This window comes from Variovorax sp. GW821-FHT09D05, from assembly GCF_059416325.1.
Genome location: NZ_JBWKOZ010000004.1, coordinates 521,171 through 533,300, shown reverse-complemented (window position 1 = coordinate 533,300; position 12,130 = coordinate 521,171). Strand labels below are relative to the sequence as shown.

Below are 12,130 nucleotides of genomic sequence, written 5' to 3'. Positions count from 1 at the left end.
GCGAGGCGAAGCCTCAGGCGAATTGGGTTTGGAGGGGCTGGGTCTGAGACAGCTGCAGCGAGGCCAGCGCCGCCTGCAGGTCGGCCTCGAAGGCCTCCACGCCGGCGCCGATCAGGTTCAGCGGAATGCCCATGGCCCAGGCCGCGGCCACGGCGGCCAGCAGGCTTTCGAGGCTCACGCCGGCATGGGTGGCACGCCACACGGTCAGCCGGCCGAGGCCCGGCAGGAACGATTCGCTGCTGCCGTTGGCCAGCACCACGCGGTCTTGCCGCACCAGCACGGCCTTGCCGCCGGCGGTCTGGTGCGCGGTGAGGTCGGCGGCCTGCGAGTCGGCCGAATACAGGATGACGGCGCCATCGCACAGCGGCGCGAGGCCGGCTACGCGCGGGTCGGCCGCGTTCAGCACGGCGGTGCCTTCGGACAGCACCACGTCGACCTGCGTGCGCAGCACCTTGACCATCTGGTCGCTCTCGGTGATGTCGTAGTCGGCCAGCGTTTCAGAGCCTTCGAGGTCGGTGACGATGCCGACTTCGCAGCGGTCATAAGAAAGGCCGTCGCGCAGGATGGTTTCGGCGCCGTTCTCGATCACCACGGCCTGCACGGCGCGGTTCACGAGCAGGCGGTGGCCGGCGTCCCAGTTGGCGCTGTCGCGTGCATCGACGCGGCGGCGTTCGAGGAACAGGCCGTCGCGGCAGGCGAGGCCGGTGTGGCGTCCGCCCAGGCCGATCAGCCAGGCCACGAGGCGCGCCAGCACGGCGGTGTCGCGCGAGCCGGCCACGCCGACCACGGGAATGCGCCCGGGTGCGTCGTTGGGGAACAGGTGGTCGCAGATGGCGCGGCCCACCGGGCGCGGCGAACCGACGGCCGGCTTCAGGTGCATCAGCAGGCCGGGGCCGGCGTTGACTTCGACGATCGCGCCGCGCTGCGGGCCCAACGGCTTGGAAATGTCTTGCGCCACGAGGTCGATGCCGGCGATGTCGAGGCCCACCACGCGCGCGGCCAGCACGGCGGCGTGCGCGACTTCGGGGTGGACCTGGTCGGTGCAGTCGTTGGCCATGTTGCCGTTGCGCTGGATCGTGACCACGCGGCCGGCTGCGGGCACGGCGTTGGCGTCCAATTCCTGGCGCTTGAGTTCGAGCTGCAGCTTGGCGTCGGTGTCGATCACGATCACGTCGAGCGGAAACTCTTCTTCGGCGCCGCGGCGCGGGTCGCTGTTGAGCTGTTTCTCGATCAGTTCGCGCACCGTGGCCTGGCCGTCGCCGGTCACGGTGATGATCTCGCCGCGCGCGGCCGCGACCACCTCGCCGCCCACCACCAGCAGGCGGTGTTCGTGGCCGCGGATGAAGCGCTCGACCATCACGTCGCTGCCCTCGGGCTCGGCGACCGCGAAGGCGGCAAAGACTTCTTCGCGCGTCGTCAGTTCGAGCGACACGCCGCGGCCGTGGTTGGCGTCGGAGGGTTTCACGACCACCGGCAGGCCGATGTCCTCGGCGGCTTCCCAGGCTTCTTCGGCATTGGCGACCACCTGGCCTTCGGGCACGGGCACGCCGCAGCTTGCGAGCAGGGACTTGGTCAGTTCCTTGTCGCTGGCGATCGATTCGCCGATGGCGCTGGTGTAGTCGGTTTCGGCGGTCCAGATGCGCTGCTGGTTGGCGCCGTAGCCCAACTGCACCAGGTTGCCGCTGTTCAGTCGCATGTGCGGAATGCCGCGGTCGGTGGCGGCAGCCACGATGGCGGCGGTGCTCGGGCCGAGGTAGCAGTCTTCCACCTTGGCCTTGACCGCGTCGACCGCCTTCTGCACGTCGGCGGCGGTGAACGGGTCGTTGTTGATGGCCGCCATCAGCAGGCGGTGGCCCTCGGCCAGCGCCACGCGGGCGACCTGCTCGTCACGCGCGCGGAACACCATGCGGTAGACGCCGTGCTCCGAGGTGCTGCGGGTTTGCCCGAAGCCCGTGGGCATGCCGGCCAGGTTCAGCAGTTCGATGACGACGTGTTCGAGCACGTGGCCCGACCAGGTGCCTTCGGTCAGGCGCTGGATGAAGCCGCCGCGCTCGCCCACGCCGCAGTGGTGCTCGATGAGCGCCGGCAGCAGGCCGGTCAGGCGGTCGGTGAAACCGTCGATCTTGTTGGAGGGGTAATCTTCCAGTTGGCCCAGATCGAGCCAGACTTCGAGCACCGGACGGTAGGTCCAGAGGTTGGGGCCACGCAAATAGTTGATGCGCAGCAGTCGGATGTCGTCGAAACGGGTCATGCAAACGTTCGATGTGCTTTGGCCGAGCACCACGGCGCCTTCAAGCGCGCCCATGGCGATCAGTCAGAATCGGCGCCCGACGAAGGGCGCCATGACGCGGTCCATGCGGCCCGCGACGGGCAAGAGTCAAAGAAACACAATGCAACATCACGATCCAGTCGGCACCCGGGAGGGCGAAACAGAGGCGGCTTCAGACGCGCTGAAAAACCGGCTCGCAGTCGCGGAAAACGTTCTGGTAATACTGTCGGTTGACCTCGACGACCAACTTCGCTTCGCTTCCGCCCTAGTGGCCCTGACTGACCAGAGGCTGATCGCGCTCGAACCGGGCGGTGAATGGCGTGAGTGGCCACTAACAGACGCGGCCCTCGAACTGCGCCTGTCCGACCACTCAGGCGTCGGAACACTAGATCTGACGGGGCCTGCAGGCCGGTTGGGCCGCTGGCGCTACACCCTGGCCGGGCAGGCCGCGGCCCTGCGGCTGCTCAAGCTTTTCGGCCAGCGCATGGCTGGTGTCGCCAAGGAGACACCCGAAGTCATCGAGGTCGCCGATGGCGACGAACCCGCCGACACCGAGCTCCAGACCCCCCCCTCGACCTGGGTACTGCTGCGCCTGGGCCGCTTCGCCAAGCCCTACCGCAAGCAGCTGATTGCAGGGTTTCTGCTGACCCTGATCTCCACCGCCGCCACCCTGGTGCCGCCGTACCTGACCATCCCGCTGATGGACGACATCCTGATTCCGTTCCAGAACGGGCAGAAGATCGACACCATGCGCGTGGGCCTGTACCTGGGCGGCCTGCTGATCGCGGCGCTGGTTGGCTGGGGGCTGGGCTGGGCGCGCACCTACCTGCTGGCGCTGGTGTCCGAGCGCATCGGCGCCGACCTGCGCACCACCACTTACGAACACCTGCTGACCCTGCCGCTGGACTATTTCGGCGGCAAGCGCACCGGCGACCTGATGGCGCGCATCGGCTCGGAAACCGACCGCATCAACGTTTTCCTGTCTTTGCACGCGCTCGATTTCGCCAACGACGTGCTGATGATCGTGATGACCGCGGCCATCCTGTTTTCCATCAACCCGCTGCTGGCCGTGGTCACGCTGGTGCCGCTGCCCTTCATCGCCTGGATGATCCACGTCGTGCGCGACCGCCTGCGCACCGGCTTCGAGAAGATCGACCGCGTCTGGTCCGAGGTGACGAACGTGCTGGCTGACACCATTCCCGGCATCCGCGTGGTCAAGGCCTTCGCGCAGGAGCGCCGCGAAGCCGAGCGCTTTCGCATCGCCAACGCCTACAACCTGCAGGTGAACGACAAGCTCAACCGCACCTGGTCGCTGTTCACGCCGACCGTGTCGCTGCTGACCGAAATCGGCCTGCTCGTGGTCTGGGCCTTCGGCATCTGGCAGGTGGCGCGCGGCAGCATCACGGTGGGTGTGCTCACCGCCTTCATCGCCTACATCGGCCGCTTCTATACGCGACTCGACTCGATGAGCCGCATCGTCTCGGTCACGCAGAAGGCTGCGGCGGGCGCCAAGCGCATCTTCGACATCCTGGACCACGTGAGCAACGTGCCCGAGCCGGCCAACCCGGTGAAGGTCGAGCGCGTGCAGGGCCGCATCGAGATGAGCGGGCTGGGCTTTCGCTACGGCTCGCGCGCGGTGATCCACGACCTCGACCTGGTGATCGAGCCCGGCGAGATGATCGGCCTCGTGGGCCACAGCGGCTCGGGCAAGAGCACGCTGGTCAACCTGATCTGCCGCTTCTACGACGTGACCGACGGCGCCATCAAGGTCGACGGCACCGACATCCGCCGCTTCGCCGTGGCCGACTACCGGCGCCACGTGGGGCTGGTGCTGCAAGAGCCGTTTTTGTTCTTCGGCACCATCGCGCAGAACATCGCCTACGGCAAGCCTGACGCCACGCGCGAGGAAGTCGTCGCCGCAGCCCGTGCGGCCCACGCGCACGACTTCATCCTGCGGCTGCAGCATGGCTACGACTCGCTGGTGGGCGAGCGCGGGCAGGGGCTGTCGGGCGGCGAGCGCCAGCGCATCAGCATCGCGCGCGCTCTCTTGATCGACCCGCGCATCCTGATCCTCGACGAGGCGACCTCGGCCGTGGATACCGAGACCGAGAAGGAAATCCAGAAGGCGCTCGACAACCTCGTACAGGGCCGTACCACCATCGCCATCGCGCACCGCCTGTCGACGCTGCGCAAGGCCGACCGGCTCGTGGTCATGGATCGCGGCGAGGTGGTCGAAGTGGGACCGCACGATGCCCTGATGGCGAAGCAGGGCGCCTACTGGCGGCTCTACCAGGCGCAACTGCGCCAGGGCGACGACGATGCGAGCGAAGGAGCCGCCGACGAGCGCGCCAACGCGCAGGCGCCGCTGGCCATCAGCCACGCAGCCCATCCGGCGGGGGACGCATGACCGAGCACAACACCCCATCTTTCGAACTCGAACGCGATGCCTTCGGTCGCCTCGTGCTGACCGACGCGCAGGGCGAGTGCCATGTGGGCGTCGTGCCCGTGCGGGCCTTTCCGCTGAGCGCGCCCGGCCATGGCATTTCGCTGGTCGGCAGCGAAGGGCGCGAACTGGTCTGGATCGACAGCGTCGATCAACTGCCAGCGCAGGCCAGGACGCTGCTGGAAGAAGAACTCGCAGTGCGCGACTTCGCGCCCACGCTGCTGCGCCTGCACGGCGTGTCGAGCTTCGGCGTGCCCAGCACCTGGACCGTCAGCACCGACCGCGGCGACACCACCTTCGTGCTGAAGGCCGAGGAAGACATCCGCCGGCTCGAAGGCGGTGCGCTGCTCATTGCGAGCGCGCACGGCGTGCAGTTCCGCATTCCCGACGTGAAGACGCTCGACCGGGCCTCGCGCAAGCTGCTCGAGCGCTTCCTCTGAGGCGCCCGGCCCGGTTCGATCAGTCCAGCAGGTCGGAGTACTCGCCGCGCTCATAGGCGTCGGCGATCTGCCATGGCAGCGTCTTCGGCGCCGGGATGGCCGAAGCCGTCATCACGTTGAGCGAGGTGCCGTGCGCATTGCGCTGCTCGATCTTGCGGGCGTAGCGGCCAGCCACGTCCCAGTCGATGCGCAGAGTGCTCTCGCCCTGCTGCACCTCGTAGCGCTGCACGCCCTTGCTGCCTGCCGTGCCCAGCGCCTTCATGTGCGGCAGGCTGGCGGGGTCGACCAGCCAGTAGGCATTTGCCCACGAGCCGCCGTAGCCCACGTTGCCGTAGTTGGCCTTGTCGACCTCGATCAGCTTGCGCTGCTGGCGCAGCACCATGCCCACCTGCACCTTGCCGGCCGCATCGCGGCGCAGCCACAGTGGCGCCGCGGTGTTGTCGGCATGCGAGTGGCCGATGTGCACCTTGCCTTCGCTGGCCTCGTGGTCGTGGTCGGCGCGCAGCGCGGGCGGCAACTCGCGCTCGATCCACACCGTGCCGGCACGGCGGAACATCAGGTCGGCGTAGCGGCTTTCGCGCTGAACGCCGTCCTTGCCGATCGTCAGCACATGGTGCTGGATGCGCAGGTTCTGGTCGGGCGCCGCGGCGTCACCCGCGGCGCTGGCTGCCAGCGGAAGCACTGAGAGGGCCGCAGCCGCCAGCAGCGTCTTGAGCGTCGAGGGAACGCTCACAGACCTGCCGCCTCTTTGACCTTGTTGAACACCTTGATGTTCTCCACGGTGCCCTTGAAGATCTTCGAGCCCGCGCCGCCGGCGAACAGCATCACGTCGCCGCCGCCATGGGTTTCCGCGCCGGGCGTGCCGAGATTGATGCCGACTTCCTGCAGGAAGTTGTCGTCCTCGGTGTCCATCGCGGTCTGGTCGTCGCGCGAAGTCGCACGGGCCGGTGCGATCCACGGCTTGTTGCCGTCTTCCGCGTTGACCTGGCTGGAGCCCGTTGCGTTGGGCCGGCCGCCGTTGCCGAACACCAGCGTGGTGTAGGGCTTGCCATCGGTCGCCTTTGCCAGCTTGCCGTCGGAGTAGCTGTTGACCTTGCCGAGAATCGGGTTGCCGATCTTCGGATAGCCGTTGAAGGCAATCGCATGGTCATGGTCGGCCGTGACCACCACCAGCGTGTTCTTCAGGCCCGGGTCCTTCTTCTCCATGTAGTCGAGCGCGGTCTGGATGGCGGTGTCGAAGGCCAGCGTGTCTTCCAGCGCACGCTTGGCATTGGTGCCGTGCAGTGCGTGGTCGATGCGGCCGCCTTCGACCATCAGGAAGAAGCCCTTGTCGTTCTTGCTGAGCACGCCGAGCGCCTTCTCGGTCATGTCCGACAGGCTGGGCTGGTCGAGGCTCTGCTTCACGCGGTCGAGCTCGTAGGCCATTTCGCTCTGCGAGAACAGGCCCAGCAGCTTGCTGGTGGCCGCCGTGTCGACGGTCTTGAGCTTGGTGCCGGTGTCGACGTAGGTGTAGCCCTTGGCCTTCATTGCGGCCACCAGGTCGGCGCCGTCGGTGCGCTTGCTGCTGGGGTTGGTCGCGACCGGCAGGTAGTTGCGCTGGCCGCCGCCCATCAGCACGTCGATGCCGTCGAGCAGCTTGGGGTTGTAGTTGGCGTGGCCCGGCACGCTCTGCTCGGCGATGGTGTTGTAGCCGTTGCGGTTGCAGATGTGCGAGTAGGTGGTGGCCGGCGTGGCATGGCCGACGCGCGTGGTCGACACCGCACCCACCGCGCGGCCCTTGGCCTTGGCGAGTTCGAGCAGCGTGTCGACGGCCTTGCCGTTGGCCGGCTGGCAGGTCGTGTCCTCGCCGTTGATGTACTGCTTGCCGGTGCTGTCGACGGCGGTGGTGTCGCCCGACATCGAGATCACCTCGTTGCGCATCTTCACGCCGGTCATGTAGGCGGCCATGGAGGGCGCGCTGTCGGTGGTCTGGCCGTCGAGCGAGAAGGTCTTCACGCGCGCCGCGTACGGCAGCGACTGCATGACGAGGTTGGCGCGCTCGGGGCTCACCAGCGAGCCGGGCTTGGCGGCCAGTTGCTTCTCGCCCTTGTAGATGCGCGCGGCGGTCACCGTGACGGGACCCATGCCGTCGCCGAGGAAGAAGATGACGTTCTTGGCTTCGCCGGCGGCGTGCGCGGTGCCGGCCAGGGTACCGGCGGCGGCGCAGACGAGGGCGGCTGCCAGGCGGGTGTTGCGGGTGATGCGGTTCATGGTCGTGTTCATGGTTGTGTTCGTCGATGAGCGCTCGCTGCCCTTCACAGGCCGACCGCCTTCTTGATGAGGCCGAACACGTCGGTGTTGGTGATCACGCCGGCGAAGTTGTCGGCGCCCAGGCCCTGCGCGCCGAGGAACACGTCGGCACCGCCATGGGTTTCGGAATCGCTGGCCGCATCCATCGGCACCACGGCTTCCTGCCGGTAGTCCTTGTTTTCCAGCTCGGCGTCGGAGATCGGGCCGCGCGTGGCGAGGCGGCGCGGGCCGTTGCCGAAACCGATGATGGTGTATGGGTTGCCATCCACGTCCTTGCTGGTCTTGCTGGTGTCGACGTAGTCCTTCACGAGGCCCAGCACGCCGGGCTTGCCCGCTTCGGTCTTGCCGGTGCGCGCGGCATAGCCGTTGAGCTGCAGCGTGTGGTCGTGGTCGGCCGTGACCACCACCAGCGTGTTCTTCAGGCCCGGATCGATGGCCTGCATCTTGTCGAGCGCGAGCTTGATGGCGTCGTCGAAGGCACCGGTGTCCTGCAGTGCGCGGCGCGCGTTGGTGGCGTGCAGAGCATGGTCGATGCGCCCGCCTTCCACCATCAGGAAGAAGCCCTTCTTGCGCGCGGCCAGCGCGTCGATGGCCTTGCCGGTCATCTCGGCCAGGCTCGGCTCCTTGGTGGCGTCGCGGTCGAGGTCGTACGCCATGTGGCTCTTGGTGAAGAGGCCGGCGATCTTGGTGGCGCCGTCGGCCGGCAGCTTGTCGAACTCGGTCTTGTTGGCGGCGAAGCTGTATTTGGCGGTCTTCAGCTCGGCGATCAGGTCGCGCTTGTCGTTGCGCTTGCCGCCGGCTTCCTTGGCGACGAAGTAGTCGGTGCCGCCGCCGAAGAACACGTCGACGCCGTCACCCAACTTGCCGTTGTAGCCCGCGCCGCCCGGCACGAGCGCGGCGGCGATGGTGTTTTCGGCGTCGCGGTGGCACACGTGCGAGTACGTGGCAGCGGGCGTGGCGTGGGTGATGCGGGTGGTGGTCACCACGCCGGTTGCGTAGCCCTTGGCCTTGCTCCGCTCCAGCAGCGTTTCAACGGCCTGGCCGTTGCCCGAGGGGCAGGTGCTGTCGAAGTTGACCTGATAGGCCTTGCCGGAGGCGTCGGCGGCCTTGGTCTCGGGGCTCATCGAGATGACTTCGTTGTTCATCTTCACGCCGGTCATGTAGGCCGACATCGAGGGGGCGCTGTCGGTTACTTGCGCGTCGTTCGAATAGGTGTGGACGAAGGCCGTCTCGGGCAGCGTGTCCATCGTGAGGTCGCCGTCTTCGCCGACCTTGTAGATGCGCGCGGCGGTCATGGTGGTGATGCCCATGCCGTCGCCGAGGAAGAACAGGACGTTCTTGGGTGCCTGCGCGGCCGGCGGCGGGGTGGTCGCCGGCGGAATGAACGGCAACACGACGCCGTTGTTGTTGCTGCCGCCGCAAGCGGACAGCAGTAGTGAGGCGCCCAGCAGCGCCGGGGCAATGAAGCGTTGGGTCATGATTCCCTCGGGTGGTTGTTTGACCGGTGCACCGGGCGTGCACCATTTCTGGAGGTGAAATCTAAAGACGTCAGATGACCCGGCCGTGACGAGTTGAAAGCCGAATGAAAGTTCAGCGCTCTTGTCGAAATAAAGGCGCGAACTGTCTTCGGCGCGTCACGCACGCCGGCTAGCTGAGGCGACTACTCAGCGCGACGCGAACCAGCGCAGCGCCGCTGCGCCGGCTGCCGCGGCAAGGCCGCTCACAAGCGTGCCCCATGCCATGTCGATGAACGACAGCGCAAGCGGCCAGTCGCGGATCACGGCGAGGTTGGTGAGGTCATAGGTGCCGTAGCAGAACAGGCCGAACAGCCCGCCCAGCAGCGCCGCCCGCGTCACGCCGCGTGCCCGCAGGCCGGGCACGATCGCGAACACCAGCAGGCCGACGGGGTAGGTGAGGTAGAACAGGGCCGCGAAGCCCAGCCGCGGATTCGGCGACATCAGATCGCCCATGGCCTGCTGGTACATGTTCTTGGCGACGAAGCCGAGCCAGAGCACGTCGAGCGCCAGCAGCACCGCGAAAGTGGCGACCCATGCAAGCAGGTGTTTGGCGTTCATGCGGGAGATCGTATCCACGCCCCTGGGGCAGCCTGCGAAAATCGCGCCTTTGGACTACGGCGGCATGCACCGCCGCCGACGGATATGCCCCTGCACACCACCGCCCTCGTTCTGTTCTCCGGCGGCCAGGACTCGACCACCTGCCTCGCCGATGCGCTCTCGAAGTACCAGCGCGTCGAAACCCTGGGCTTCGACTACGGGCAGCGCCACCGCGTCGAGCTCGACGTGCGCGGCACCATCCTCTCGAAGATGCGCGAGCGCTTCCCCGACTGGGCGCCGCGCCTGGGCGAAGACCATGTGCTCACGCTTGCAGCGCTGGCGCAGCTCGGTGGCTCCTCGCTCACCGAAGAGGTCGCCTTCGCCATGCAGGCCGACGGCCTGCCCAACACCTTCGTGCCCGGGCGCAACCTGCTGTTTCTTACGCTCGCCGGCGCGCTGGCCTACCGGCGCGGGCTGCAGGTGATCGTCACCGGTGTCTGCGAGACCGACTTCTCGGGCTACCCCGACTGCCGCGACGACACCATGAAGGCGATGCAGCTTGCGCTGTCGCTCGGGCTGGAGCGCCGCCTCGTCATCGAGACGCCGCTCATGTGGATCGACAAAGCCGAGACCTGGACCATGGCGCACCGTCTGGGTGGCGAGCCGCTGGTCGACCTGATCGTGGAAGAGACCCACACCTGCTACCTCGGCGACCGCGTGCACCGCCAGGCCTGGGGCTACGGTTGCGGCGAGTGCCCTGCCTGCGACCTGCGCAAGAAGGGCTGGGAGCGCTACGCCGCGGCGGGCTGAACCCCCGCTGAGGTGTTCAGCCGGTAGCGTGCGCCGCCGGCGGCGCCGTCTTCCTGCGGCACCAGCGTCCATCGCTGGTTGTGGAAGTCGCCCACGGCCGCGCGGTGCGCGATCGACACCATCGCCCCGCCGGCGGCGTGCACCGTGGCGGCGAGCCGCTTGTAGAGCACGCTCTCGGCCTGCGCATCGAGCGCGCTGGTGATCTCGTCGGCGAACAGCCATGCCGGTTTCTTGAGCAGTACCCGCGCGATGGCCAGGCGCTGCTGCTCGCCGCCGGAGAGCTTCTGGCTCCAGGCGTCGCTGTCGTCCAGGCGGCTCACGAGGTCGGGCAGCAGCGCGTCGGTCAGGGCCTGGCGCAGCTGGTCGTCGCTGAAGTTCGATGCGGGGTTGGGGTAGGTCAGCGCATCGCGCAGCTTGCCGTCCGGCACGTAGGGCCGCTGGGGCATGAAGGCGACGTTGTCGGGCACCTGCAGCTTGCCCTTCGAGAACGGCCAGATGCCCGCGAACGAACGGAACAGCGTCGACTTGCCGCTGCCCGAGGGCCCCTGCAGCAGCACGCTGTCACCGGGCTTCACCGCCAGCGCGGCGCCGGCAAGCAGCGGCGTGCCGTTCGGCAGCGCGACTGCGAGGTCGTCGGTTTGCAGCATCTCCGAGGGCGCGCGCTGCAGGGCATCGTCCCGCGAGGCGTGGGCCGTCATGCTGTCGTCGAAGCTGGTGAGACGGTCGGTGGTGGCGCGCCAGACGGCCACGCTGTCGTAGTTGTCGACGAACCAGCTGAGCGACTCCTGCACCTTGCCGAAGGCCGAGCCGATCTGCATCAGGTGGCCGAGCTGGAACGCGCCGCCAAAGTACTGCTGCGCCGCCACGAGAAACGGAAAAATCACCGCCGCCTGCCCGAAGAACGAGGTAAAGGTGACGAGGTTCTTCTGCTGCTTGATCAGCAGCAGGTAGTTGCGCAGCACGTCGCCGAAGCGCAGGTCGAGCTGGCCCCGCTCGACCTTCTCGCCGTGGTCCAGTGCGATGGCTTCGCTGTACTCCCGCACGCGCACGAGGTGGTGCCGGAAATCGGCCTCGAAGCGCTGCTGCCTGAAGTTCAGGCCGATCAGCGGACGGCCGATGAAATGCGTGACGACGGTGCCGACGATGGAATAACCCAGTGCCAGCCAAACCATCGCGCCGACGATCTGGTAGGTGGTGCCGCTGAAGGTGAACGAGAAATTGCCCGACAGCCCCCAGAGCAGGCCGATGAAGCTCAGGAGCGTGACGACGGCGTTCAACAGGCCCATCGAGAGCGTCATCGTGGAGCTGGTGAAGATCTGCATGTCTTCCTGGAGGCGCTGGTCGGGGTTGTCCGGCGTGTGGCCGTCCTTGTTGGCGTAGCGCGCGAGTTCCAGGTGATAGAAAGTGCGGTCCGCCATCCAGCGCGACAGGTAGCTGCGCGTCATCCAGGTGCGCCAGCGCAGCTGCAGCAGCTGGGTTATGTAGAACTTCAGCACCTGCACCGCGATGTTGAAGAAGGCGATCCAGCCGAACACGCGCACTTCGCGCCAGAAGGTCGTCACGTCCTTGTTCTGCAGCGCGTCGTAGAAGCGCCCGTACCACTGGTTGCCCAGCACCGCCACATATACATAGAAGAGGTTGAGCGCGACGATGGCCAGCAGCATGGCGCGCGCGCGCCATTTCTCCTCGGACCGGAAGTAGGGCGCCGCGAGCGAGAAGACGCGGCGCAGTACCTGGATGAACGTGCTTGCGCGCGCGGTGACGGATGAAGACATGTGGTTTCCTCGCAGGCGCCCGTGCGGCGCCGGTCATCATGAAGAAACCA

General features: G+C 67.3%; 9 protein-coding genes. 3 read left to right on the top strand and 6 right to left on the bottom strand.

Features of this window, described 5'->3' with window-relative positions; translation table 11 throughout:
• Window positions 1–13 precede the first annotated feature (13 nt).
• Window positions 14–2,251 carry a cyanophycin synthetase gene (locus AC07O3_RS13720; protein ID WP_256328767.1) on the bottom strand — a complete coding sequence of 746 codons (2,238 nt, stop codon included), beginning with the start codon at window positions 2,249–2,251 and terminating at the stop codon, window positions 14–16.
• Window positions 2,252–2,390: 139 nt separating this feature from the next.
• On the opposite strand from AC07O3_RS13720, the gene AC07O3_RS13715 reads away from it, so the two are divergent.
• A complete protein-coding gene (locus tag AC07O3_RS13715) occupies window positions 2,391–4,676 on the top strand; it encodes a cyanophycin metabolism-associated ABC transporter (protein ID WP_093075997.1) in 2,286 nt (761 codons plus the stop codon).
• On the top strand, window positions 4,673–5,152 hold the full coding sequence (locus AC07O3_RS13710) for a cyanophycin metabolism-associated DUF1854 family protein (RefSeq protein ID WP_307613850.1): 480 nt from the start codon (window positions 4,673–4,675) through the stop codon (window positions 5,150–5,152). Before AC07O3_RS13715 ends, AC07O3_RS13710 begins: the two co-directional genes overlap by 4 nt.
• Before the next feature lie 19 nt (window positions 5,153–5,171).
• Here AC07O3_RS13710 and AC07O3_RS13705 read toward each other — a convergent pair whose 3' ends face one another.
• The 4 genes from AC07O3_RS13705 to AC07O3_RS13690 form a co-directional block, all read right to left on the bottom strand.
• Window positions 5,172–5,885, bottom strand: coding sequence for a hypothetical protein (locus AC07O3_RS13705; protein ID WP_495339553.1), 714 nt, complete (start codon window positions 5,883–5,885; stop codon window positions 5,172–5,174).
• The gene (locus AC07O3_RS13700; protein WP_495339552.1) at window positions 5,882–7,414 is read right to left on the bottom strand and encodes an alkaline phosphatase; all 1,533 of its coding nucleotides are present in this window, start codon (window positions 7,412–7,414) and stop codon (window positions 5,882–5,884) included. The genes AC07O3_RS13705 and AC07O3_RS13700 overlap by 4 nt, the downstream gene beginning before the upstream one ends.
• A gap of 32 nt (window positions 7,415–7,446) precedes the next feature.
• A complete protein-coding gene (locus tag AC07O3_RS13695) occupies window positions 7,447–8,919 on the bottom strand; it encodes an alkaline phosphatase (protein ID WP_495339551.1) in 1,473 nt (490 codons plus the stop codon).
• 186 nt (window positions 8,920–9,105) lie between these two features.
• Complete coding sequence (locus AC07O3_RS13690) at window positions 9,106–9,516, bottom strand: DUF2177 family protein (RefSeq protein ID WP_093048239.1); 411 nt, start codon at window positions 9,514–9,516, stop codon at window positions 9,106–9,108.
• 84 nt (window positions 9,517–9,600) lie between these two features.
• On the opposite strand from AC07O3_RS13690, the gene queC reads away from it, so the two are divergent.
• Window positions 9,601–10,305, top strand: coding sequence for a 7-cyano-7-deazaguanine synthase QueC (gene queC, locus AC07O3_RS13685; protein WP_093048241.1), 705 nt, complete (start codon window positions 9,601–9,603; stop codon window positions 10,303–10,305).
• Here the strand turns inward: queC and AC07O3_RS13680 are convergent.
• Entirely contained in the window at window positions 10,287–12,080 is a 1,794-nt protein-coding gene (locus tag AC07O3_RS13680; RefSeq protein ID WP_093075991.1) for an ABC transporter ATP-binding protein/permease, read from the bottom strand. The genes queC and AC07O3_RS13680 overlap by 19 nt on opposite strands.
• Window positions 12,081–12,130 lie beyond the last annotated feature (50 nt).